The sequence below is a fragment of the Streptomyces cyslabdanicus genome (assembly GCF_052663305.1).
Genome location: NZ_JBQRUW010000053.1, coordinates 79,663 through 105,661 on the forward strand (window position 1 = coordinate 79,663; position 25,999 = coordinate 105,661).

The 25,999-nt window shown below is 71.9% G+C and carries 11 protein-coding genes (1 of these 11 cut by a window edge); 5 read left to right on the forward strand and 6 right to left on the reverse strand.

Going from position 1 to position 25,999, the window contains the following annotated elements; all coding sequences use genetic code 11:
* A protein-coding gene (locus ACTYVM_RS29335; protein WP_445528856.1) for a type I polyketide synthase crosses the window boundary here: on the reverse strand, positions 1-12,937 show its 5' end (the start). The gene continues 15,464 nt to the left of window position 1, outside the view; 12,937 of the gene's 28,401 nt are visible here — the first part of the coding sequence; it begins with the start codon at positions 12,935-12,937; the stop codon falls past the left edge of the window.
* 135 nt (positions 12,938-13,072) lie between these two features.
* Positions 13,073-14,107 (reverse strand): GDP-mannose 4,6-dehydratase, encoded by a 1,035-nt coding sequence (locus ACTYVM_RS29340; RefSeq protein ID WP_445528857.1) that lies wholly within the window; start codon positions 14,105-14,107, stop codon positions 13,073-13,075.
* 286 nt (positions 14,108-14,393) lie between these two features.
* Between ACTYVM_RS29340 and ACTYVM_RS29345 the strand changes: the two genes are divergently transcribed.
* From ACTYVM_RS29345 to ACTYVM_RS29365, 5 genes are all read left to right on the forward strand, one after another.
* Positions 14,394-16,142: an ABC transporter ATP-binding protein gene (locus tag ACTYVM_RS29345; RefSeq protein WP_445528858.1), complete on the forward strand. Its 1,749-nt coding sequence runs from the start codon at positions 14,394-14,396 to the stop codon at positions 16,140-16,142.
* Positions 16,123-17,994 (forward strand): ABC transporter ATP-binding protein, encoded by a 1,872-nt coding sequence (locus tag ACTYVM_RS29350; protein ID WP_445528859.1) that lies wholly within the window; start codon positions 16,123-16,125, stop codon positions 17,992-17,994. The genes ACTYVM_RS29345 and ACTYVM_RS29350 overlap by 20 nt, the downstream gene beginning before the upstream one ends.
* A 180-nt stretch (positions 17,995-18,174) precedes the next feature.
* Complete coding sequence (locus ACTYVM_RS29355; protein ID WP_445528860.1) at positions 18,175-18,555, forward strand: VOC family protein; 381 nt, start codon at positions 18,175-18,177, stop codon at positions 18,553-18,555.
* 33 nt (positions 18,556-18,588) lie between these two features.
* A complete protein-coding gene (locus ACTYVM_RS29360; protein ID WP_445528861.1) occupies positions 18,589-19,023 on the forward strand; it encodes a hypothetical protein in 435 nt (144 codons plus the stop codon).
* A 159-nt stretch (positions 19,024-19,182) separates the two neighbouring features.
* Positions 19,183-20,097, forward strand: a complete 915-nt coding sequence (locus ACTYVM_RS29365; protein ID WP_445528862.1) for an RNA repair domain-containing protein — start codon at positions 19,183-19,185, stop codon at positions 20,095-20,097.
* A gap of 162 nt (positions 20,098-20,259) precedes the next feature.
* Here ACTYVM_RS29365 and ACTYVM_RS29370 read toward each other — a convergent pair whose 3' ends face one another.
* The 4 genes from ACTYVM_RS29370 to ACTYVM_RS29385 form a co-directional block, all read right to left on the reverse strand.
* Positions 20,260-23,409: a hypothetical protein gene (locus ACTYVM_RS29370; RefSeq protein ID WP_445528863.1), complete on the reverse strand. Its 3,150-nt coding sequence runs from the start codon at positions 23,407-23,409 to the stop codon at positions 20,260-20,262.
* Positions 23,410-23,436: 27 nt separating this feature from the next.
* On the reverse strand, positions 23,437-24,987 hold the full coding sequence (locus ACTYVM_RS29375) for a tetratricopeptide repeat protein (protein WP_445528864.1): 1,551 nt from the start codon (positions 24,985-24,987) through the stop codon (positions 23,437-23,439).
* 67 nt (positions 24,988-25,054) lie between these two features.
* Positions 25,055-25,672, reverse strand: coding sequence for a hypothetical protein (locus tag ACTYVM_RS29380; RefSeq protein ID WP_445528865.1), 618 nt, complete (start codon positions 25,670-25,672; stop codon positions 25,055-25,057).
* Positions 25,669-25,989: a hypothetical protein gene (locus ACTYVM_RS29385; protein WP_445528866.1), complete on the reverse strand. Its 321-nt coding sequence runs from the start codon at positions 25,987-25,989 to the stop codon at positions 25,669-25,671. The genes ACTYVM_RS29380 and ACTYVM_RS29385 overlap by 4 nt, the downstream gene beginning before the upstream one ends.
* Positions 25,990-25,999 lie beyond the last annotated feature (10 nt).

A 25,999-nucleotide genomic window follows, 5' to 3' on the forward strand; every position in this document is an offset into this window, starting at 1 on the left:
CCAGCGCCTCGGCGACGTCGGTGTCGTCGACGCCGTCGGCGGACACCAGCAGCCAGGTGCCGTCCAGGGTGCGCTGCGGGAGCTTGGTGACGGGCTTCCAGGTGGGGCGGTAGCGCCAGGAGTCGACGGTGGAGCGCTCCTTGCGGGCCCGGCGCCAGGAGGACAGCGCGGGCAGCACGGCGGCGACGGAGTCCTCGTCGGTGCCGAGGGCCGCGGTGAGGGCGGAGACGTCCCCGTCCTCGACGGCGGTCCAGAACGCGGCGTCCTCGGGGTCGGCCGCGGTGACGGCCTCCGGGGCGGCGGCCATGGCCCACAGGTTCTCGTGCTGGAAGGCGTAGGTGGGCAGGTCGACCCGGGACGCACCGGTCCCCTCGAACACGGCGGCCCAGTCGACCTGGACACCGCGCACGAACACCTCGGCGGCGGACAGCAGGAAGCGGTCCAAGCCACCGTTGTCGCGGCGCAGGGTGCCGGAGGCGACACCCACCACTCCGGCGTCGTCGATCATGTCCTGGACGGACATGGCGAGCACCGGGTGGGAGCTGACCTCGATGAAGGCACGGTGGTCGGCGGCGATCAGGTCGCGGATGGCGTCCGCGAACAGCACCCGTCCGCGCAGGCTGCGGTACCAGTACGCGGCGTCCATGACGGTGGTGTCGAGCCAGTCGCCGGTGACGGTCGAGAAGAACGGGATCTCGGACGTCCGCGGCGCGACCTCGGCCAGCAGCGCGAGGATCTCGTCGTGCAGGTCCTCGACATGGGGGGAGTGCGAGGCGTAGTCCACGGCGATCCGGCGGGCCCGGATCTCCTCGGCGGTGAGCTGCGCGTGCAGTTCGTCCAGGGCCTCCGGCTCGCCCGCGACGACGGAGGAGCGGGGGCCGTTCTCGGCGGCGACGGACACCCGTCCCTCGAACGCCTCCAGACGGGCCTCCACATCGGCGACCGGCAGCGCCACCGACATCATCCCGCCACGCCCGGCCAGCGTCCGGCCGATGGCCTGGCTGCGCAGCGTCACGACCCGGGCACCGTCACGCAGCGACAGGGCGCCGGAGACCACGGCGGCGGCGATCTCGCCCTGCGAGTGGCCGACCACCGCGTCGGGTTCGACACCCTGGGCCCGCCACACGGCGGCCAGGGAGACCATCACGGCGAACGAGGCGGGCTGGACGACGTCGACGCGCTCCAGCGTCGGGGCGCCCTCGGCGCCCCGCAGGACGTCGATGAGGTTCCAGTCGGTGAACTCGGCGAGGGCGGCGGCGCATTCGGCGATGCGCTCGGCGAACACCGGTGATTCGTCGAGGAGTCGGGCACCCATGCCCATCCACTGGGAGCCCTGGCCGGGGAAGACGAAGACGGTGCGGCCCGCGACGTCCGCGACACCGCGGGCGACGACGCCCGAGGGTCCGTCGGCGGCGACGGCGCGCAGCGCCTCCAGCGGGTCGGTGCCGGCGGGCGGCACGACCACGGCGCGGTGCTCGAAGAGCGCGCGGGAGGTGGCGAGGGACAGACCGATGTCGATCGGGCGGGCCGCCGGGGCGGCGGTCACGAGGTGGGTGAGGAGGCGGTCGGCCTGCTCGCGCAGCGCGGCGGCGCCACGGGCGGACAGCAGCCACGGCACCACACCGGCGGCGACCGGCACGGGCGCCGGGGCGGGCTGCTCGTCCTCGGCGGCGGGCGCCTCGGTCTCCTGCTCCAGGATGATGTGGGCGTTGGTACCGCTGATGCCGAACGAGGACACCGCGGCCCGGCGCGGACGGCCCGTCTGCGGCCAGTCGGTGTTCTCGCCGAGCAGCCGTACGGTGCCCGGGCTCCAGTCGACGTGGCTGGAGGGCTCGTCGGCGTGCAGGGTCTGGGGCATCACCCCGTGGCGCAGCGCCATGACCATCTTGATGATGCTCGCGACACCGGCGGCGGACTGGGAGTGCCCGATGTTCGACTTCACCGAGCCGAGCAGCAGCGCGGTCTCGGGGGTACGGGTGCGGCCGTAGGTGGCGAAGAGGGCCTGTGCCTCGATGGGGTCGCCGAGCGGGGTGCCGGTGCCGTGGGCCTCCAGGAGGTCGATCTCGCCGGGGGCGACCCGGGCGTTGGCCAGGGCCTGGCGGATGACTCGCTGCTGGGAGGGGCCGTTGGGGGCGCTGAGGCCGTTGGAGGCGCCGTCCTGGTTGATGGCGGAGCCGCGGATCACGGCGAGCACCGGGTGGCCGTTGCGGCGGGCGTCGGAGAGCCGCTCGACGAGGACGATGCCGACACCTTCGGCGAGGGTCATGCCGTCGGCGCTCTCGGAGAACGCCTTGCACCGGCCGTCCTGGGCGAGGGCGCGCTGCCGGCTGAACGCCACGAACGCGTTGGGGGTGGTCATGACGGTGGCGCCGCCCGCGACCGCGAGGTTGCTCTCGCCGTTGCGCAGCGCCTGGCAGGCCAGGTGCAGCGCGACCAGCGAGGAGGAGCAGGCGGTGTCGACGGTGACCGCCGGGCCCTCCAGGCCGAAGACATAGGCGAGGCGGCCGGAGAGCACGCTGGGGCTGGTGCCGGTGACCAGGTGGCCCTCGGCGCCGTCGCCGGCGCCCATGCCGTACTCCTGGTAGCTGGAGCCGATGAAGGTGCCGGTCAGGCTGCCCCGGAGGGTGTCGGGGGTGAGTCCGGCGCGTTCGAATGCCTCCCAGGTGGTCTCCAGGAGGAGCCGCTGCTGCGGGTCCATGACCAGCGCCTCGCGGGGCGAGATGCCGAAGAACATGGGGTCGAACTCGTCGGCCTCGTGCAGGAAGCCGCCCTGCGTGGAGTAGGTGGTGCCGGGGTGGTCGGGGTCCGGGTCGTAGAGCCCGGCGGTGTTCCAGCCGCGGTTGACCGGGAAGTCGGTGATCGCGTCGGTGCCGGAGAGCACCAGGTCCCACAGCTGCTCGGGGGAGCTGACCCCGCCGGGGTAGCGGCAGCTCATGCCGATGATGGCGATGGGTTCGTCGTCGGTGCCGCCGGTGGCGACGGGGCCCGCGACCTCCAGGACGGAGCCGACCATCTCGGCCCGCAGGTACTGGGCCAGCTCCAGCGGGGTCGGGTAGTCGAACACCATGGTGCTCGGCAGCGAGAGGCCGGTGGCGGCGCCGAGGTGCTTGCGCAGTTCGACGGCGGTCAGCGAGTCGAAGCCGATCTCGCGGAAGGCACGGTCCTCCGGCACGGCGCCGGCGGAGGAGTGACCGAGCACGGTCGCGGCCTCGGTGCGCACCAGGTCGGTGAGCAGGCGCAGTTGCTCCGGCTCCGACAGCGAGCGGACCCGCTGGACGACCTCGGAGGCGTCGCCGGTGTCGGCGGGGGCGTTCTCGGCGGCCAGGGCGCGGACCTCGGGCAGGTCGCTGATGAGGGCGCTGGGCCGGGCGGAGGTGAACAGCGGGGCGTAGCGGGTCCAGTCGACGTCCGCGACGGTGACATTGACGTCCTGGCGGACCACGGCGCGGCGCATCTCGGCGAGGGCGGGCGCGGGGTCGAGCAGGCCGAGGCCCTGGCGTCGCAGGGTGCCGGAGACGGCGTCGTCGGCGGCCATGCCGGTGCCGCCCCAGGGGCCCCAGGCGATGGAGGTCGCGGCGAGGCCGCGGGCGCGGCGGGCCAGGGCGAGGGCGTCGAGGTAGGCGTTGGCGGCGCCGTAGGCGCTCTGGTCGCCGCTGCCCCAGACGCCGGCGATGGAGCCGAACAGGATGAAGAAGTCCAGTTCGCGGTCGCCGAGGAGGTCGTCGAGGTGGGCGGCGCCGGCCAGCTTGGCGGCGGTGAGGCCGGCGAACTCGGCGGGCGTCAGCGCGTCCAGCGGGCCGTAGTGGCCGACGCCCGCGGTGTGCACCACACCGGTGAGGGGCTGGTCGGCGGGCAGTCCGTCGAGGACGGCGGCGAGGGCGTCCCGGTCGGCGACGTCGCAGGCCACCAGGGAGACGCTCGCACCCAACTGCTCGAGTTCGGCACGGAGTTCGTCGGCGCCGGGGGCGTCGGGGCCGCGGCGGCTGGTGAGGACCAGGTGGGCGGCGCCGGAGCGGGCCAGCCAGCGGGCGGTCTCGGCGCCGAGGCCGCCGGTGCCGCCGGTGATCAGGACGCTTCCGGAGGCGGTGAACTGGTCGGCGGAGGGCAGCTCGTCGACGATGTGGCGGACCAGGCGGCGGCCGTGCACACCGGTGGCGCGCAGGGCGACCTGGTCCTCGCCGTCGGGGGCGTCCTTGACCGCGAGGACCTCGGCGAGGCGCTGTCCGGCGCCACGGTCGAAGTCGGCCGGGAGGTCGACGAGGCCGCCCCACAGGCGGGGGTGTTCCAGGGCGACACCGCGGCCCATGCCCCAGGCGGTGGCCTGGGCGGGGTGGGTGACCGGGTCGGCGGGGCCGGTGGAGACGGCGCCACGGGTGGCGGTCCACAGCCGGCCGCGGGCGCCGGTGTCGGCGAGGGCCTGGACGAGGGAGATGGTCAGGGCGAGGCCCTGGGTGAAGCCGGCGGGGCCGTCGGCGGGGCGCTCGTCGAGCGGCAGCACGGACAGCACCTGGGCGGTGGTGTCGGCGTTCTCGGTGTCGGCGAGGCGGGCGCCGAGCACGGCCCGGTCGGCGCAGTCGGCGTCCAGGACGAGGCGGCGGACCCGGGCGCCGTGCGCGCCGAGCGCCTCGGCGAGGCCGTCGAGCAGTTCGGTCTCGTCGTCGGCGGTGGCGTCGGAGGAGACCAGCAGCCAGGTGCCGTCGAGGACGGGTGCGGCGGGCTTGCTCAGCCGGGTCCACTCGACGCGGTAGCGCAGCGTGTCGAGGAGCGCCTTCTCCTGGTTGCCGCGGCGCCAGGAGCTGAGCGCGGGCAGCAGGGAGTCCAGCGGGGTGAGGCTGTCCTCGTCGAGGCCGAGGACGGCGGCGAGTTCGGCGGCGTCGCCGCGCTCGACGGCGGCCCACAGCTGCTGGTCGGCCGGGTCGCCGGCCGAGGAGGGCGCGGCGGAGGGCAGCTGCGGCCAGTAGTGGGCGTGCTGGAAGGCGTAGGTCGGCAGGTCGACACGGCGGGCGCCGGTGCCGGCCAGATACGCGGTCCAGTCGAGGTCGACGCCGTGGATCTGGAGGCGGGCCGCGGCGGTGGCGGCGGCGCTCTCCTCGGGGCGGTCGGCGCGCAGCAGCGGGACGAGTGCGGTGTTGTGATCGTAACGCTCGTCGCCGAGGGTGTCCTCGGCCATGGCGGTCAGCAGTCCGTCGGGGCCGAGTTCGAGGAAGAGGGTGGCGCCGGCGTCGCGCAGGGTGCGGACGCAGTCGGCGAACCGTACGGCCTCACGGACATGGCGCACCCAGTAGTCCGCGGTGCGCACCTCGGCGTCGTCGGCCCTGCGGCCCGTCAGGTCGGAGACCAGCGGGATGCGGGGGGCGGCGTAGGACAGCGTCTCGGCGACCGTGCGGAACGCGTCGAGCATGGCGTCCATGTGCGGCGAGTGGAAGGCATGGCTCACCCGTAGACGCTTGGTGCGGCGCCCTCGCCCGGAGAACTCGGCGGCGAGCTCCACGGCGGCGTCCTCGTCGCCGGAGACGACCACGGAGGTGGGGCCGTTGACGGCGGCGACGGACAGGCCCTCGCCGAGCAGCGGGGCGACCTCGTCCTCGGTGGCCTGGACGGCGATCATGGCGCCGCCGGACGGCAGCGCCTCCATGAGGGTGGCGCGGGCGGCGACCAGGCGGGCGGCGTCCTGGAGGGTGAACACCCCGGCGATGTGCGCGGCTGCGATCTCACCGATGGAGTGACCGGTGACGAAGTCGGCGCGGACGCCCCAGCTCTCGACGAGGCGGTAGAGGGCGACCTCGACGGCGAACAGCGCGGGCTGGGTCCAGCCGGTGCGGTCGAGCAGCGCGGCCTCTTCGCTGCCCTCGGCGGCGAACACGACCTCGCGCAGCGGCCGGTCGAGCAGCGGGTCGAGGGCGGCGCACACCTCGTCGAACGCGGCGGCGAACCGGGGCTGGGTCTCGTACAGTTCGCGGCCCATGGCGGCGCGCTGGCTGCCCTGGCCGGAGAACATCACGGCGACCCGGGCACGCCCGGCGGCCTCACCCTCGACGACGGCCGGGGCGGGGCGGCCGGCGGCGAGGGCGCCGAGGGAGGCGAGCAGTCCTGCGCGGTCCTGCGCGATCACCGCGGCGCGGCGCTCGAAGCGGGAGCGGGTGGTGGCCAGGGAGTGGCCGAGGTCGGCGAGGGACGGCTCGGGGTGGTTCTGGAGGTGGGTGAGCAGACGGGCGGCCTGGGCGCGCAGGGCGTCGCGGGTGCGGCCGGACAGCAGCAGCGGGACGGCGCCGGCGGTGCGCTCGGGGGCGGCCGGGGCGGGCGCGGTGGTGCCGGGCGCCTGCTCCAGGACGGTGTGGACATTGGTGCCGCTGATGCCGAAGGAGGACACGGCGGCGCGACGCGGACGGCCGGTCTCGGGCCAGGCGGTCTGCTCGGTGAGCAGTTCGACCGCGCCCTCGGTCCAGTCGACGTGCGAGGACGGGGCATCCACGTGCAGGGTGCGCGGGAGCACGCCGTGGCGCATCGCCATGACCATCTTGATGACACCGGCGACACCGGCCGCGGCCTGGGTGTGACCGATGTTCGACTTCACCGAACCCAGCAGCAGCGGCTGCTCCGGATCACGGTCCCGGCCGTAGGTCGCCAGGAGCGCCTGCGCCTCGATCGGGTCACCCAGCGTCGTACCCGTACCGTGCGCCTCGACGACATCGACATCGCCCGCCGAGAGCCCACCACTGGCGAGGGCCTGGCGGATGACCCGCTGCTGGGACGGACCGTTCGGAGCCGTCAGGCCGTTGGAGGCACCGTCCTGGTTGACGGCCGAACCACGGACGACCGCGAGGATCTGGTGACCGTTGCGGATCGCGTCGGACTGCCGCTCGAGCACCAGCATGCCGACACCCTCGGACCAGCCCACACCATCGGCCGAGTCCGAGAACGCCTTGCAGCGGCCGTCGGGCGACAGACCCCGCTGACGCGCGAAGTCCACGAACACGGCGGGCGTGGACATCACGGTCACACCGCCGGCCAGGGCGAGCGAGATCTCGCCCGAGCGCAGCGCCTGCATCGCCCAGTGCATCGCCACCAGCGACGACGAGCACGCGGTGTCCACCGTGACCGCCGGACCCTCCAGGCCCAGCGTGTAGGAGACGCGGCCCGAGGCGAGACTCGGGGAGCTGCCGCTGCCCTGGAAACCCTCGAACTCGGGGCTCGCCAGCATCGCGCTGTAGTCGCTGTACATCACACCGGCGAACACACCGGTCGCACTGCCCCGCAGACCGACCGGATCGATGCCGGCCCGCTCGATCGCCTCCCACGACGCCTCGAGCAGCAGACGCTGCTGCGAGTCCGTCGCCAGCGCCTCACGCGGGCTCATCCCGAAGAAGCCGGGGTCGAACTCCCCCGCCTCGTGCAGGAAACCACCGGAACGGGTGTAGGCGGTGCCGGGGTGGTCAGGGTCCGGGTGGTAGAGGTTCTCCACGTCCCAGCCACGGTTGACCGGGAAGCCGGAGACGGCGTCCGTGCCCTCGGTGACCAGGCGCCACAGGTCCTCGGGCGAAGCGACCCCGCCCGGATAGCGGCAGGCCATGCCCACGATCACGATCGGATCGTCCGCCACGGCCGCCGTGCCGCGCTGCACGACCTCCGCCTCAACCTCGGTGCCGAGGAGCTCGTCCAGGACATAGGAGGCGAGATGGCTGACCGTCGGGTAGTCGAACACCAGGGTGGCGGGCAGACGCAGTCCGGTGACCGTGTTCAGGCGGTTGCGCAGTTCGACGGCGGTGAGGGAGTCGAAGCCCAGCTCACGGAAGGCGCGGCCGGCATCGATCTCGGCTCCGGTGGCGTGACCGAGGACGAGGGCGACCTGGCCGCGGACCAGGTCCAGGACCAGTTCGTCGCGGCTTTCGGCGTCCAGTCGGGCCAGCCGCTGGGCGAGACCGCCGGCGGTGGCGGACCCGGCGACGGCGGCACGGCGGGAGCGGCCGCGGATCAGGGAGCGCAGCAGCGGCGGCACCTCGCCCTGGGCCCGCAGGACGGAGAGGTCCAGGCGGACGGGGGCGAGCGCGGCGTCGTCGCCGTCGAGGGCGGCGTCGAGGAGGGCGAGGCCCTGCTCGACGGTGAGGGCCGGGGTTCCGGCGCGGGCCATGCGGCGCAGGTCGTCCTCGGAGATACCGCCGGTCATGCCGCCGGTCTGCTCCCAGGGGCCCCAGGCAAGCGACAGACCCGGCAGGCCGGCCGCCCGGCGGTGGGCCGCGAGGGCGTCCAGGAAGGCGTTGCCCGCGGCGTAGTTGGCCTGCCCGGGGCTGCCCAGGACGCCGGCGACCGACGAGAACAGCACAAAGGCCTTCAGGTCCAGGTCGCGGGTGGCCTCATGGAGGTTCCAGGCCGCGTCCACCTTGGGACGGAGCACCGTGCTGAGTCGTTCGGGGGTCAGCGTGCCGACCATGCCGTCGTCCAGGACACCGGCGGAGTGCACCACCGCCGACACCGGATGCGCGGCCACCAACTCGGCCACCGCCGCACGGTCCGTCACATCACACGCCACCACCGTCGCCCGCGCACCCGACTCCGCCAGCTCCGCGACCAGCTCGGCCGCACCCGCCGCCGCACCACCACGACGACTGACCAGAACCAGCTCACGCACCCCGTACTCGGCCACCAGATGACGCGCCAGCACCGCACCCAGACCACCGGTACCACCCGTCACCAACACCGCACCCTCCCCACCGAACGCGGACACCGCGTCGATGGCGGGGGCAGGGCGACGGACCAGACGGGCGGCGCGGAACTCCTCGCCGCGCACGGCGAGCTGCGGCTCCTCGGAGGTGAGCGCGGCGGCCGGGAGGGCCGGGGTGTCCTGGTCGGCGTCGAGGTCGACGAGGAGGAAGCGGCCGGGGTTCTCGGACTGCGCGGAGCGCACCAGACCCCAGACGGCGGCGGCGGCCGGGTCGTGGCCGGTGGTCGCGCCCCGGGTGACCAGGGCGAGCCGGGAGGCGGCGAACCGCTCGTCCTGCTCCAGCCAGGTCTGAACGGCGGTGAGGGCCTCGGTGGCGGCGCGGTGTGCGGCGGTGACCGGGTCGGCGGCCGGTCCGGTGCCGGTGAGCGGCAGCAGCACGGTGTCCGGGACGGCGCCGTCGGCGGCGGCGAGGGCCGCGAGGTCCGGGTGGACGGCGAGGTCGCCGAACTGCGGCAGGGCACGCAGCCCGAAGGGGTCCTCGCCGACCAGTGCCGCGGCGGTGCCGGAGGAGGCGACGGCCGTGACGGGCACCCAGTCGAGGCGGAACAGGGCGTCGCGGACCAGCGCGGCGGCGGCGTCGATCTCGCGGGCCGCGACCGCGCGCAGGATCAGCGAGTCGGCGGACAGGACGAGCTGTCCGGAGTCGTCGGCGACGGCGATCGCGACGGCGTCACCGGCGGCCGGGGCCAGCCGCACCCGCAGGGTGGTGGCACCGCTCGCATGCAGGCTGACGCCCTCCCAGGAGAAGGGCAGTCCGCCGGCGGCACGCTCGTCGAGGTCGACGAACGACGCCGCGTGCAGGGCGGAGTCGAGGAGCGCGGGGTGCAGACCGAAGGACTCCGCGTCGGTGTGGCCGGACTCGGGCAGCACGACCTCGGCGAACACCTCGTCGCCGCGGCGCCAGGCGGCCTTGAGGCCCTTAAAGAGCGGGCCGTAGCCGAAGCCGCCGTCGGCGAGCCGGCCGTAGAGCCCGTCCACGGGGAGGGTCTCGGCATCGGCCGGGGGCCAGACGGTGGCGTCGAAGTCGCTGGTGGTGCGGGAGGCGGAGAGCACACCGGTGGCGTGGGACGTCCAGGGGGCGTCCTCGTCGGCGTCGGGGCGGCCGTAGACGGTGACGCTGCGGCGGCCGGACGCGTCCGGGTTGCCGATCCACAGCTGCACCTGGACGCCGCCCTGCTCGGGCAGGACGAGCGGTGCGGCCAGGGTCAGTTCGTCGACGCGGTCGCAGCCGACCTCGTCGCCGGCGCGGACGGCCAGCTCCAGGAAGGCGGTGCCGGGCAGCAGGGTGGCGCCGCGGACGGTGTGGTCGGCGAGCCACGGGTGGCTGAGCAGGGAGATCCGGCCGGTCAGCAGGGCGCCCTCGGAGTCGGCGAGGGAGACCGCGGCGGACAGCAGCGGGTGGTGGGCGGCGCCGAGTCCGACGGAGCGCAGGTCGGCGGCGCCGCCCTGGACGGTGCGCGGCCAGTAGCGGCGGCGCTGGAAGGTGTACGTCGGCAGGTCGGTGCGGCGGGCTCCGGTGCCGGTGAAGCAGGCGTCCCAGTGCAGCGCGGTGCCCTGGGTGTGCAGCGCGGCGAGGGCGGCGGTGAAGGTGTGGTCCTCGGGGCGGCCCTCGCGCAGCGCGGGCACGGTGAGGGCGTCGCATCCTGCGGCGTCCAGGCAGTTCTGTGCCATGGCGGACAGCACGCTGTCGGGGCCGAGTTCGAGGAAGGCGGTGACGCCGTGCCGGGCGAGCCAGTCGACGCCGTCGGCGAAGCGGACGGCCTGGCGGACATGGTCGACCCAGTAGTCGGGCGAGGTGAGCTGGGCGACGGTGGCCGGCTCTCCGGTGACATCGGAGACGACGGGCAGCAGCGGGCTGTGCAGGGTGAGGCCCTCGACGACGCTCCGGAACTCGTCGAGCATCGGGGCCATCAGCGGCGAGTGGAAGGCGTGCGAGACACGCAGCCTGCTGGTCTTGCGTCCGTCGGCGGCCACGCGGGCCGCCAGCTCGGTGACGGTGGTCTCGTCCCCGGAGAGGACGACGGCGGAGGGGCCGTTGACGGCGGCGAGGGACACCAGGTCCTCGTGGCCGGCGAGCAGCGGGGCGACCTCGTCCTCGCTCGCCTGCACGGCGACCATGGCGCCGCCCTCGGGCAGCGCCTGCATGAGACGGCCGCGGGCGGCGACCAGGGTGGCCGCGTCGTCGAGGGAGAACACACCGGCGACATGCGCGGCGGCGATCTCGCCCACCGAGTGGCCGGCCAGGTGGTCCGGCTTGACCTCGAAGGACTCCAGCAGACGGTAGAGGGCGACCTCGACGGCGAACAGCGCGGGCTGTGCGTACTCGGTGCGGTCCAGGCGGGCGGCGTCCTCGCCCCACAGCACCTCGCGCAGCGGCACCTCCAGGTGGGGGGTGAAGGCGTCGAGGGCGGCGTCCAGGGCGGCGGCGAACACCGGGAAGCGGGCGGCGAGTTCACGGCCGGCGCCGAGACGCTGGGCGCCCTGCCCGGTGAACAGCACGGCGAGGCGGGTCTCGGTTCTCGCGGTACCGGTGACGGTGTCGGCCAGGACGGCCGGATCGGTGCCCTCGGCGATCGCGGTGAGCCGCTCGGTCAGCTCGGGCAGGTCCGAGGCGAGCAGCACGGCCCGGTGCTCGAAAGCGGTGCGGGTGGAGGCCAGCGAGTAGGCGAGGTCCGCCGGCGCGGGTGGGGTGCCGGTGCCGAGGGTGGTGAGCAGGGCGGCGGCCTGGGCGCGCAGCACCTCGGGGCTGCGGCCGGAGAGCAGCACGGGCAGCACGCCGGTGACGGCGGCCGGGGTGCTCGGGGCATCGTCCTCAGGGTCGGCGGGCTCCGGCTCGGGGGCCTGCTCGACGATGGTGTGGGCGTTGGTGCCGCTGATGCCGAAGGAGGAGACGGCCGCGCGGCGGGGGGCGCCGGTGGCGGGCCAGTCGGTGTTCTCGGTGAGGACGCGGACGGCGCCCTGGGACCAGTCGACGTGGCGGGTCGGCTCGTCGGCGAGAAGAGTGCGGGGCAGCACACCGTGCCGCATCGCCATGACCATCTTGATGACACCGGCGACACCGGCGGCGGCCTGGGTGTGGCTGATGTTGGACTTCACCGAGCCGAGCAGCAGCGGCCTGTCCTCGTCGCGGTGCCGGCCGTAGGTGGCGAGCAGCGCCTGCGCCTCGACGGGGTCGCCGAGGGTGGTGCCGGTGCCGTGCGCCTCGACGACGTCGATGTCCCCCGCGGAGAGCCGGGCGTTGACGAGGGCCTGCTCGATGACGGCCTGCTGCGAGGGGCCGTTGGGGGCGGTGAGCCCGTTGGAGGCGCCGTCCTGGTTGACGGCGGTGCCGCGGACCACGGCGAGGATCTCGCGGCCGCCCCGGATCGCGTCGGACAGCCGCTCCAGGACGAGGATGCCGACGCCCTCGGCCCAGCCGGTGCCGTCGGCCGTGTCGCCGAAGGAGCGGCAGCGGCCGTCGACGGACAGTCCGCCCTGGCGGCCCATCTCGATGAAGGTGCCGGGGCCGGACATGACGGTGACGCCGCCCGCGAGCGCGAGGGTGCACTCACCCGCGCGCAGCGCCTGGGTGGCGAGGTGGACGGCCACCAGGGAGGAGGAGCAGGCGGTGTCGACGGTGACGGCGGGACCGACCGTGCCGAAGGTGTACGAGATACGGCCGGACAGCACGCTGCCGGTGTTGCCGGTGAGCTGGAAGCCCTCGGCGCCGTCGGCGGGGCCGACCCGGTAGTCCTGGGCCATGGCGCCGACGAAGACGCCGGTACGGCTGCCCTTGACGGAGGTCGGGTCGATGCCGGCGCGCTCGAACGCCTCCCAGGCGGACTCCAGGACAACCCGCTGCTGCGGGTCCATGGCGACCGCCTCGCGCGGCGAGATGCCGAAGAAGTCCGCGTCGAACTCGGGCGCGTCGTGCAGGAATCCGCCCCGGGAGGTCGGCGAGGAGGCGAGCGCCTCCAGGTCCCAGCCGCGGTCGGTGGGGAACGGAGTGACGCCGTTCTCGCCGGCCTCCACCATCCGCCACAGGTCCTCGGGACTGCTGACGCCACCGGGGTAGCGGCAGGTCATGCCGACGATGGCGATCGGTTCCTGGGATGCCGACTCCAGCTCGCTCACGCGCCGCCGCGTACGTCGGAGATCGGCCGTCGCAAGCTTGAGGTAATCCCGGAGCTTCTGTTCGTTGTCCATCTCAACCCATCCCGACGGCCGACGGCCGTACACGCATCGCCGAAATCTCTGCGTCGTGCCGCAGAACACCGACTCGCCACATGGCTCTCCCCGACGGGAGAAGCCACGAGGCGAGTGTGGCCGGAAGTCCGGCAGGAAATCCCTAGAACCTGAAGGGGCTTTCGCCCGTTACCAGCTGTGCGTCAGCAGAAGGTCGTCGAGTTCGTTCTGCCGGGAAACCAGCGAGAGGTCGGCGTCGACCATCATCCGCATGAGTTCCTGGAAATCGACGCTCGGCTTCCAGCCCAACCGGGACTGTGCCTTGGAGCTGTCGGCACACAGCACCTCGACCTCGGCGGGCCGCACGAGGTCGGGGTCGACGACGACGTGGTCCTCCCAGTCGAGGCCCACGTGCTCGAAGGCGAAGCGGACCGCGTCGCGCACGGTGTGCATCTCCCCGGTGCCGATCACGTAGTCGTCGGCGGTGTCCTGCTGGAGCATCAGGTGCATGGCGCGGACGTAGTCACCGGCGTAGCCCCAGTCGCGGACCGCGTCCATGTTGCCGAGGGCCAGGGTGTCCTGGAGTCCCAGCTTGATGCGGGCGACCGCGAGGGAGATCTTGCGGGTCACGAACTCCTGGCCGCGGCGGGGCGATTCGTGGTTGAACAGCATGCCGGAGACCGCGTACATGCCGAACGACTCGCGGTAGTTGCGGGTGATGAAGTGGCCGTAGGCCTTGGCCGCGCCGTAGGGGCTGCGCGGGTGGAAGAGCGTGGTCTCCCGCTGCGGCGTCTCGGCGACCTTGCCGAACATCTCCGAGGAGGACGCCTGGTAGAAGCGGATCTGGCCCTCGGGACGCGCGGTGCGGGACATGCTCAGTCCGCTCACCATGCGGATGGCCTCGAGGACCCGCAGCACGCCCATGCCGTTCACCTCGGTGACCAGCTCGGCCTGCTGCCAGGACATGGGCACGAACGAGATCGCGCCGAGGTTGTACACCTCGTCCGGCTGTACCTTGTCGACCGCCGAGACCAGGCTGCCCTGGTCCATGAGGTCGCCGTCCACGAAGGACAGTTCGGAGGCGAGCCGGCTCACCCGGGACTTGCGCGGGTTGGCCTGGCCCCGGATGAGACCCCACACCTGGTACCCCTGCGCCAGCAGGTGCTCCGCCAGATAGGACCCGTCCTGGCCGGTAATTCCGGTGATCAGTGCGCGCTTGGGCATTCCATCCCCATCTCAGACCGCGAAGAGACCGTCCAAACGCTGCGCTCGGTCGACGACCTGGCCTCGAGAAAGCTGTCCGGACGATAGACACCGGCACGTTCCCAAGCGGCGGAAGTCAATGTCAACGATTCTCGAACTTACTAGGGAATTCCCGGGCGGCCGGCACTGCGAGGGCGAACACTAGGGAAATCCGGGTGCGTTGTGGGCTCCAATGGCCGGGTCGGCGTGCCGGCCGACTCCGTTCCAACGGGCGGTTCCTGTCCGCCGTCAACCGGGGTGTCATTTCGTGCTGTTGAGACTCATGCGCACACAACTACGCCCCTATACCGGGTCCGTTGTCACTCTCGTCGTTCTGCATCTGGTGCAGATCCTGGGCACGTTGCTGCTGCCGACGCTGGGTGCCGCGCTCATCGACGAGGGCGTCGTCCGCGAGGACAGTGGACGTGTCGGCACCATCGGCGCGACGATGGCGGTGGTGGCGCTGGTGCAGATCGCCGCGGCGCTGGGTGCCGCGGCCCTGGGCGCGCGCGCCTCCACCGCTCTCGGCCGGGATCTGCGGTCCGCGGTCTTCCGCCGGGTGCTGGACTTCTCCGCCCGCGAGATCGGCCGGTTCGGCACCCCGTCCCTGCTGACCCGTTCGGTGAACGACGTGCAGCAGGTGCAGAACCTCGCCCAGTCCGGGCTCGGCATCTTCGTGGCGGCCCCTCTGATGTGCCTGGGCAGTGTGGTGCTCGCGCTGCGCCAGGACGTGACGCTGGCCCTGATCCTGGTCCCGATGGTGCTGGTGGTGGCCGTCTGCTTCGGTCTGCTGCTGTCCCGCATGGCCGCGCTGTACGCCCGGCTCCAGCAGACGCTGGACCGGATCGGGCGGTTGCTGCGGGAGCGGATCACCGGGGTGCGCGTGGTGCGCTCCTTCGCCCGCGACGCCTACGAGGGCGAGCGCTTCACCCGCACCAACGAGGAACTCCTCGGCCTGTCCCTGGGGGTGGGCCGGCTGATCGCGGTGATGCTGCCGTCGGTGCTGCTGCTGATGAACCTGTTCACCCTGGCGCTGCTGTGGGTGGGGGCCCGGCGGATCGACTCGGGCAGCATGCGGATCGGCGCGCTCAGCGCCTTCCTCAGCTATCTGTCGCTCATCCTGATGTCGGTGGTGATGCTGGCCTTCGTGTTCCTGAACGTGCCGCGGGCCCGGGTGTGCGCGGAGCGGATCACGGAGGTCCTCGACGCGGAGACCGACGTCGTCCCGCCCGCCGCGCCGCGGCCCATGACGGGTCCCGCCGGGCAGGTCGAGCTGGTGGGCGCCGAGTTCCGCTACCCGGGCGCCGAGAACGCCGTGCTGCGGGACCTGTCGCTGACGCTGCGGCCCGGTGAGCGGGTCGCCGTCCTCGGCAGCACCGGCGCCGGCAAGACCACGCTGCTCCACCTGATGCTGCGGCTGGTCGACGCGACCGCGGGCGAGGTGCGGATCGGCGGCACGGACGTGCGCGAGCTGGACCCGTCGGTGCTGGCCGCCGCCGTGGGCTACGTGCCGCAGCGGCCGTACCTGTTCGCCGGGACCGTCGCGACGAATCTGCGCTTCGGCCGGCCGGACGCCACGGACGAGGAGCTGTGGGAGGCGCTGCGGGTCGCCCAGGCGGACGGCTTCGTGACCCGGCTCGGCGGCCTCGACGCGGAGATCGCCCAGGGCGGCACCACCGTCTCCGGCGGTCAGCGCCAGCGGCTGGCGATCGCCCGGGCGCTGCTGCGCCGCCCCGCCGTCTATCTCTTCGACGACTCCTTCTCGGCGCTCGACCAGAGCACGGAGGCGGCGCTGCGGAAGGCCCTCGTGCCCTGCACCGAGGGCGCCACCGTGGTCACCGTTGCGCAGCGCGTGGCCTCCGTGCGCGACGCCGACCGGATCGTCGTCCTGGACCAGGGCGGCATCGCCGCCACCGGCACCCATGACGCGCTGCTGCGCGACAGTCCCACGTACCGCGAGATCGCGCTCTCGCAGCGCACCCGAGAGGAAGCCGCTCATGGCGCCGGACGTCCCTGACGAGCCCGAAGAGGAGCGCGAAAAGGCGCACGAAGCGAAGCGCGAGGAGGAGCACGGGGAGAAGGTCCACGAATCGGAGCAGCCGGTTCGTCGGCTGGCCGCCCTGCTGCGCCCGCACCGCCGGTCCGTGGTTCTCGCCCTGTCGGCGGGTGTCGTCGGCATCCTCCTCAACGCCTTCGGCCCGCTGCTGCTGGGCCGCGTCACCGACCTGATCGCCGACGGCGTCCTCGGGCACGGCGGGCCGGCCCCGGGCGTCGACTTCGGGGCGCTCGGCGGGCTGCTGCTGATCCTGCTGGTGCTGTATGTGCTGGCGTCGGTGTTCATGCTGGTGCAGAACTGGCTGGTGGCCTCGGTGGTCCGGCTGCTCATCCACGACCTGCGGCACCGGGCCCAGGAGAAGCTGGCGCGGCTGCCGCTGCGCTACTTCGACCGGAAGCCGGCGGGTGAGACGCTCAGCCGCGGCACGGACGACGTCGACAACCTCCAGCAGACGCTCCAGCAGACCCTGACCGACCTGATCAGTTCGGTGTTCTCGCTGGTCATCATGTTGTCCCTGATGCTGTTGATCTCGCCCTCGCTGGCCGGGGTGATGCTGCTGAGCGTCCCGGTGTCGGGGCTGCTCGCCGCCTGGATCAGCAAGCGGGCCCAGCCGCGGTACGCCGCCCAGTGGGCCGCGAGCGGCAAACTGACCGCGCACGTCGAGGAGATGTGCGCCGGGCACGCGCTGGTGAGGGTCTTCGACCGGCGGGCGGAGGCCGAGCGGCGCTTCGACGAGCGCAACGAGGCGGTGTACCGGGCCGCTGCCGGCGCGCAGTTCGCGTCCGGCGCGATCGAGCCGGTGATGATGTTCGTCGCCAACCTCGGCTATGTCGCGGTCGCCGTCGTCGGTGCCTGGAAGGTCGTGAACGGCTCGCTGACCCTGGGCGACGTGCAGGCGTTCATCCTGTACGCACGGCAGTTCAGCCAGCCGATCGTGGAGATCGCCTCGGTCGCGGGCCGCCTGCAGTCCGGAGTGGCCTCCGCGCAGCGGGTGTTCACGCTGCTGGACGCGCCGGAGCAGGATCCCGAACCGCGCCGCCCGCTCGCCGTGGAACGCGCCGAGGGCCGGGTGGAGTTCCAGGACGTGTCGTTCCGCTACTCCCCCGACGTGCCGCTCATCGAGGGTCTCTCGCTGTCGGTGGAACCCGGCAGCACGGTGGCGATCGTCGGCCGGAGCGGCGCCGGCAAGACCACGCTCGCCAACCTGCTGATGCGCTTCTACGAGATCGACTCGGGCCGCATCCTCCTGGACGGCACCGACACCGCCTCGATGAACCGCGACGACCTGCGCTCCCGCTTCGGCCTCGTCCTCCAGGACACCTGGCTGTTCAAGGGCACGATCGCCGAGAACATCGCCTACGGAGTCCCGGGCGCGTCCCGCGCGGACATCGTGGAGGCGGCCCGCGCGACCTGCGCCGACCGGTTCATCCGCACCCTGTCGCAGGGCTACGACACCGTCCTGGACGACGAGTCCGGGGGTGTGAGCGCCGGGGAAAAGCAGCTGATCACCGTCGCGAGGGCGTTCCTCGCGCAGCCCGCCGTGCTCGTCCTGGACGAGGCGACCAGCTCCGTGGACACCCGTACCGAGCTGCTGATCCAGCGGGCCATGAGCACCCTGCGGGCGGGCCGGACGAGCTTTGTGATCGCGCACCGCCTGTCCACCGTCCGGGACGCCGACGTCATCGTCGTGATGGAGTCCGGCCGGATCGTCGAGCAGGGCACCCACGACCAGCTCCTCGCCGCGCGGGGAGCCTACGCCCGCCTGCACGCCGCCCGCGCCGAGGCCCCCACCGCCGACGCGACGGCCGGCTGACCGGCGAAGCGCCGCCGGGGCCGGCTGATCCCGGTTCCCCCGGTTCCCCGCCTGCCCAAATCCACTTCTCACGTGCTCGCTTCACCCGGTACCGTCTCGATCGCGTTTCCGCTGCGGGGAGGCCGAGAGTTCCGCGCGCGGTCGCCCCAGCCGTTCCCCTATGGAGAGCAGGTTTCGTCCATGGCATGTCGCATCGGTGAGCTCGTGCTCGGTTGCCACGATCCCGAGGTGCTGGCCCGGTTCTGGTGCGAGGTCCTGGACTTCGTCGTGCTCGACCGCGAAGGGAACGAGTGCATCGAGATCGGGCCGCGCGAGGGGTTCGGCGGCCCACAGCCGACGATCATCCTCAGCCGCAGGGACGAGCCGGAGCCCGGGAAGTCCCGGCTGCACATCGACGTCAACCCCACCGACCGCGACCAGGACGCCGAACTCGAACGCCTCCTGAGCCTCGGGGCGCGTCCGGCCGACATCGGCCAGACCGGCGACGAGCAGTGGCACGTACTCGCCGACCCCGAGGGCAACGAGTTCTGCCTGCTCAAAGCCCGCATCAAGCAGCTCTGACAGCTCTGTGTACTGGGAGGAGGACACGTCGGTATGAGCAGAATCGCACAGGTCATCGTGTTGGCGCCGAACGCGGACGCGGCGATGGAACCGTTGACCCGACCGGATGACTCGCGCAGCTGGCGTGGCCGCTTCGAGCCGCTCGGCCTGTTCGTCGGTGGCTGGGTGATCGAGTTCGACCGGATGCGCCCGCGGTCGGGGCTGCTTCGGCACCTGGAGTCCTTGGCGTGGCCGCAACCGGAGAGCGTGCAGGTGCTGATGCACGACGAGGACGACGACTGCTTCGGGCTGTGGATGATGCGGGACGGCACGCTCACCGAGGTTCCGCTCCCGGGCCACAGGCGCCTGCACCCTCCTGCGCCGGCCACGGACGAGTACCCACCCGACCCGGGCGTGTTGTGGCTGACGGAGACAGCCGTGCCGGCCGGTTTCTCGACGGAGCGCCAGGACCGGCGCCCCGCCTGGTAGGGCTCACGGGACCGGCTGTGGCGAGGTTGCCGGTGTCACGGTTGACCAGCGACCGGATTCCCTCCTGCCGAACAGCCACCGAGGACAGGGTGGGGGCACCCTGGAGGAAGAGCACTGGAGGAAGAGCAAGAGAAGGGGGAAGGCAGGAGAGGAGGCCTGATGCGGACCAGTGACGAGATCTATCACCGGGTCCGCTGGGACCCGCGGTTCGACCCGGCCCGGTTCGTGCTGGGGGTCCGCCGGCGCGGGGACGGCATCGCCCGTGTCCCGCTGTCCTCCTTCGTGCCCGGGGGCGACATCCCGTGGCACCGGGTGGTGTTCATCGAGGCGGACGGCGAGGTGCTCTGGGACCGGACCACGGGCGTGGACCGCGTCGACCAGTCGCGCGCCGGCCGGGTACGGGACCCGCAAGCGGACCCGGGCCGCGGCAGGAGCCCCGGCGGGGACGAGCCCTTCGACGTCCTCGACGTGTTCCCGACGGCCCGCACGGCCGTGGCCTGGATCCCGCCCGCGGAGCTGTGGCCGCCGATCCAGGACATCCGCCGGGATCACGATCCACAGCTCCACCGGTGGCCGCCGCACGTCAACATCCTCTACGGCTTCGTGCCGGAGTCCGACTTCGAGCGGGCTGCCCCGCTGCTCGCCGCGGCGACGGCCCGGACACCGGTCTTCACCGCCCGGCTGGACGGCGTACGTACCTTCCGGCACCGGGCGTACTACACCGTGTGGCTCGACCCGACGGCAGCCGGCGACGCACCGTGGGCGGACCTGCACCGAGCGCTGCTGCAGCGGTTCCCCCGCTGTCGTGGGCCCGCCAAGGGCTTCACCCCGCACCTGTCCCTCGGCCGGACCGGGGATCCGCAGCGCGTCACCGCCGACTGCGCCACCCGGCTCGAGGCCATGACGGCCACGGTCTGGGAACTCGTCCTGCTCTCCCGCAGGGGCGACGAGCCGATGCGGCCACGGGCCACGGTCGCCCTGCGCACGGGCGAGGTCCGCCGACTGCCCGCACCCGGCCTCGAAGCGCCGGGCCCGGAGGACACCGACTGGCTCTCCGAGATCACCCGGCGTTGAGTTCCCCGATGCCCGGCGGAACCCTCCCCGCCGGGACCATCGACGAGTCCGGCGTTGCACAGCCGGGCACGACCACGAGGTGTAGTCGGCCGGTGTCCACGCCGCCACCGGCCCAGGACGTGATCGGCGACGGCCACCGACACGTGGCGGACAGCTGCGGACTCAGGGCCTGTTCCCGGCCTCGGACTGTCCCGACTCGTCGGTGCCAGGCATGGAGCGCAACTGCTCCAGGGCTTCCGCCGCGCGGTCGGCGGCTGTCTGCCAGGCACCGTTCGCCGCGTGCTGGAACGCTTCCTCCGCCGCGGCGTGATCTCCGGATCTCGCCAGACAGCAGCCGAGGTTGTATGCGGCCATGCCCCCCTGAACCGGGTGGCCGCTCGCCATGACCTGACGGTAGATGCGCTTGGCCTCCTCCTCGTCGCCGAGCCCGTCCAGCATGACGGCCAGGCAGAAGGAGGCGAGGGGCGAGAACTGCGGATGACCGGTGGTTACGGCACGTTCGTAGGCTGTACGCGCGGCATCCGTGTCACCGCTCCGCTGGTACAGATGCGCCGGGACCACAGCGGCGAGCGCGGCAAGTTCGGCATCGCCTCGGGCGACGGCCGCCTGGTACGCCTCGTCGAAGAGGAGGCAACTGCCGCCGGCGTCACCGCGCCGCATCCGCAGTATGGCCCGGCACAGCAGAACCAGCGCCGTCTCGTCCTCGGTCGCGAGAGCGATGGCCCGGTGGAGCGCGAGCTGCACCTTGGTGCGACCGTGTTCGCCCCTGGCCAGGACCTCGGAGAGATAGAAGTGCGTACGCGCACGCTGATCGCCCGCCTTGACGGCTCGGCTGAGGACGTCGAGGGCATACTCACGAGGTTGGTGGTGGGCCAGCCAGCGGCCGTAGTCGAAGTCCGGGATCCGATCCGACGCGGAGGACGGTGCGAGAGGTTCGATCGCTGCGAGACGCTTACGAACGGCACGCTTCTTCTGTCGTGGGGCGTTCCGGTAAGCGTCCCTGGCCTCGGCGACGGTGAACTCGGCCACCAGAAGGTCTCCGAGCTGGAGAGCTGCCACAGCGGCCAGCTTGGGATGCTTGGTCTTCAGGGCGAGTTCCCAGGCCACGCGAGCGCCCGGGTAGTCCGCGTGCCGCTGTCGAAGCGGCGCCAACAGGTAGGCCACGTTCGGTCTTTCCTCCGATGCGACTGCCAAGAGGCATCGTTCGAGGAGGACTTGAGCCTCAGCGAATTGCCCTTTCAGAACGCAGGCCGCTGACACTTCGAGCATGGTCGAGGGGTCGCCTTCAGCCAGCAGGCGAGCCATCTCCGGGGGAAGGCAGGCGGCATCGGCATCGAGGGACTTCACGGTCCGCAGCCGCAGTTCGGCTTCCTCGACCACCTCGGGGATGCCAGACGCCTTCGCTTGTTCGAAGGCCGTTCGCGCGGCCGCGAAGTCGCCGTCTTCGGCGAGCAGCCGTCCGAGCAGGATGGCGGCAGCCGGCGCGACATCGGACGACTCCGCTTGGGAGGCCCGGGCGAGGGCCACTCGGGCAGCTTCCCTCTCTCCTCGTTTCCTCAGTGCGACGCCCCGGACGAACTCCGCCCTCGCGACCACCCGTGGGTCATCCGCATCGGTCAGCGGCCCGAGGACTTCGACGAGGGACTCGTAGTCGTCCCTGTCGCACAGCTCCGCTGCCTGCTGGAGTGCCGCATGCCAGTCCGGGTCGATCGGCTGAGGATCAGGCTGCGTGAGGCGATCGGGCGTCCAGACGGCCGCAAGCCCGCCGTCCTCCGTATCCGGGGGCGTGGAATCGAGCACACCGCGAACCTCCGCCAAGCGTCCGGCCAGTCGCGGATCGACCGCTTCGATCCTGGCCAGGTCGGTGCGTAGGTCGAGCTGCTGGGACCAAAGGACCCCACGGCCCAGTTCCAGGAACTCGAGTGCGTCGATGGGACGACCCGCCTCAAGAGCTGCCTCGGCGGCATGGGACGCGATGCCCGCCCTTTCGGCCAGGGCCGACTCGCGTACCTCCCGAGGAGCGCCCACCCAAGCGACGAGCGGCATCAGTTCCATCAGCTGCCGCACGGCCGCGAGTGCCTCCTCACTGGCACGCTCGCTCACTGTCACCCATTCGCGGGCAGCCCGGAAACGGTCCTTGATTGGCGCGGTGTCGAGTGACGCAACACCGCGGAGCACCGCGCAGGCCTCCTCACGCGACCTGGAATCACCGTAGTGGTGGGCGTGATCCGCGAGTGCCTCGCCCAGCAGGAGCGCCGACTTCACCGCAGCGTCGGTGCCCACCTCGGCCACCAGTCTCCGGGAGATCTCGATCGCCTTCTCCAGGTCGTTCCGCGCCCCGGTGTCCTTCCAGCGACGAGCGAGCGCGGCAGCCGTGTTCACAGCGACGAGATGTCGGTGGGCTTGTGGAACATCGGTGCGCTCCGGCGCCTGCACGCTGATGTCGATGGCCTGGTTCAGCACCTCCTCGTCGGTGCGACGTCCGCGCGAGACGCTCATGTAGGCCGCGACCGCGTGCTCGTGCCGGAACGACCCCGGCCCGGCGAGGCGAAGCGCCTCCTCGGCGTACGACGTCGCGGTCTCGAGGTCCTCGGTCGACTCGCTCCAGGTCCACCGCTGCCGGAAGATGTGGGCAGCCGCGGTCAGCCTGTCCAGGCGGCCGCGATGGTGCTCCGGAGTCAGACGCAGCGCCGTGACGATCGCTTCCGCCGATTCCTGGATGTCTGAGGGGATGTGATGCAGGGTGTATCGCTGGGCGAGCGCAGTCGACAGGTTGTAGAGAATCCCGGTGTCCGCGTCGGTGTATGCCTCCGGCTCCGCCGCCTCTCTGTGTCCGGCGGATTCGGCGACACGGTCGTGGATGGACTTCCAGGCCGAACGGTAGATCTCCAATGCCCGGTCGAGGTCCTGGGGCCTGCCACGGTGCTGATGTCGCTGGCTGAGGCACACGGCGAACTGCACGCGCGGTGCCGAGTCCGCGGCGCAGTGCGCGACGGAACAGGCCTTCTCCGCATACAACAGGGCATGGTCGAGGTCGGCGGGCCGAAGGGATTGCTGGAATCGGTCGAGGTAGTTGGCAGACTGCTGATTGAGCAGGTGCTGCCTTCGTTCAGGGCTTTCGGCGGCTGAGGCACCCAGCACCTCGTCGACGAGCTCGATCGCCCGGTCGAGGTCTGCGACATCGCCAGCCGCCGCTCGCACGCGCAGGCCCGCGGCTACCACTTGAACGACGTTCCGACGCTGCGGATCGTCCGCGGAGAGGATGTTCATCAGGCGAGTGCCGTGGGCGATCAGCTTGTCCAGGTCGCCCACCGCGAGTCGGGACCAGTAGCGCTGATACTAGGCGTTCGTCAGACCGTTCAGGCAGATGACGGTCGGCCCGATGAAGGACAGCGAGTACGCACGCACCAGGGTGCGCTCCCAGGCATCGACGACGGTGTCCAGCGTTGCCGTGGACCGGTCATGGAAGACAAGCTCCAGTGTAACGACCGCGTACAGCGTGAGGACGTCTTCCAACTCGGGAAAGAGGTCCGGACACATCACGACGGCTTCGGCTAGAGCTCGCTCCGCGTTCCGCAGATCGTCGGCCGGCCGATCCGTTCCCTTGGCATGTTCTCGCAGCGCGGAGGCGTAGTTGGTCAGCATGACGGCCCGACGCGCCGCAGGGTACGAGAACCCCAGAGCCTGGCGGTGGGCTGCCAATGCCTCGCCCATCAGGCCGTGACTGCCGGTGAGCTGGGCCAGGAGCAGCTTCTGCCCGGCCAGGTTCGGAAGGTAGATACTCAGAGTGCCCGTGTCCGATTCCTGTGAGGCATGGTCGATCAGGGACTGTGTGTGTTCGACGGCCTCCCGCAGGAGCTTCTCGTCGCGTCGCAGCGCACCCAAGCTGTTGAGCGCCGCACCGAGGTCTCCGCGCAGCGAGAGGTGGTCATGCGTTCCAGGCGGTGTCCGGGCGAGGGCGGCACGCAGGTGGCGAAGGGCATCCTCGAGTAGCTCCGGGTCACGCGCGACGTTCCCGGCGTCCCGGAGGGAAGCGGAGAGATTGGCGGCCATGCCGTAGTGGTCCGGGAGGAGCGCGACCGCCTTCCGTCCGGCTTCGACCGCCTGTGACAGCGGGCCGACGTCGAAGGTGGCGTTCCACTCCGCGCGGAGCAGGCGTCCGAGGCGGTCGAAGCGCGCCGCGCGCATCTCCTTCTTGGCCGGGGCGTCCGTCAGGGCCCGGGCTTCCTGGACCAACGTGGAGAGTGTTTCGGGTGGCAGCAAACGGTGGGTAACTGCGGCGAGCAACGTCTCCCAGATTCCGTTCTCGGAACGGCTGTCGGAGGAAGCGTCTGCCAAAGCCTCAAGCGCGAACCGGACCGCCTCGTCGGCGACTTCGGGGTCGTCCTCCAGGGCACTCAGCTTCAGCAGTACCTGCACCATGTTGGTCACGCACCCCAGACGGTGGCCTCCCGTCAGGAGAGGGAAGGCTTCTCTGTAGGCGTCCGCCGATTCCCGTTGGGAACGGTAGTCAGCGGATGTGGAGAGAAAGACGCCGAGGTTGTACAGCGCCGTGCCTCGGAGGTCCGGCGCGTCGATCTCGGCCACCGCCTCACGCTGCAGAGCGATCGCCCGCTCCATTTTCTCACGGCTGCCCGTCTTCTCGCTCCGACCGGCCAGAAGCCGTGCCAGTTGCACCTTATGGAGAGCGCGCGTCGGCGAGTCGGGACGTGCTTCGAGTTGTTCCTCGTGGGAGGCGATGGCCAGGTCGAGTGTTTCGACGCTCGCGGTGTCCGGGTCGACCATGTGGAAGACCTCGATGTACGCATCGCCGTCGGAAGGCGATGTCGTTCCCGCCGCTTTCATCTCGCCCAGTAGCTTCTTGAGTTCCTCGTGGGGCTCTTGCGACATGAGCACCTCGCCCTGCTGGTCCGGATTGTGATGGGTGGTTCACTCGGTGCACCGACGGAGCAACGGTTCAGGGGCATGCGTCGACCGTCTCGACGGTGAGGACGGTAGAGAGGACGAGGCTGATCTGCCCCGCCTTGGATTTGAGTCTGAGGCGCCCGCCGTCGACGGTCGCGCTCTCCCCGCACAGGGTCGTCCCCGTAGTGCGTACCCGCAGCTTCGGTGTGGACTTCTCCGGCCCGTACCATGTCGTGCCCACAGCTGCCACCAGCAGTGCCGTGCACAGCAGTGTCGCGACGATGCCCTGGCGCAGGTCGCGGAGGGCTGTCAGGGCCAGCAGATGATCCTGGGTGACGGCCGAGACATCAAGGTTCACGGGAGTGGCTCTCGGCCTGCCGTTGTGCGCGCCAAGCAGCCGGTACGCGCCGAAGGCGCCGGCCAGGAGCGAGGCGAGCAGCAGGCAGCCGATGACGATGTGCCAGGGTGCCTCCACCTTGTCGACCTCGCTGGGCCCGCGAATCAGGCCGAACCCGACCAGGGAGAGGAGGAGGCCCGCCAGGCCGTTGCGCCAGGAACGGGCCGCCTCGCGCACACGGGGGAGTTCGTTCCGCAGCGCCTGGTGGTGTTCCTGCGCGGCGGCCGCGTCGGACCTGTCGGCGGACCGTCCGGGACTGAGGGAGCCGCTCACGAGGGCGTGATCTCCAGTCGCCAGAAGGCACCGCAGCCGACCTTGCCCTCGGGGCGGCCCGGATGGTCCTCCGCGCACGTACAGATCACCAGTTCCTCGTGCACGCTCGGGGGTGACGCCTGCTGCCCCGGCCGTCGCCACAGCCGGAAGTTCTTGTAGACGCTGTTGACGACCGGGAGGCGGATCGTCGTGCGGCAACGAGGACAGGGGCCCCGGAGTTCGGCGGCCCCGGGACCGACCTGGATGAGCGAGAACTCGACCGCGGCCCTTGCCCCGAAGGAGGGCTCGGTGATCTCTTCGTAAGGGAGATGAGTCATACGCATTCCT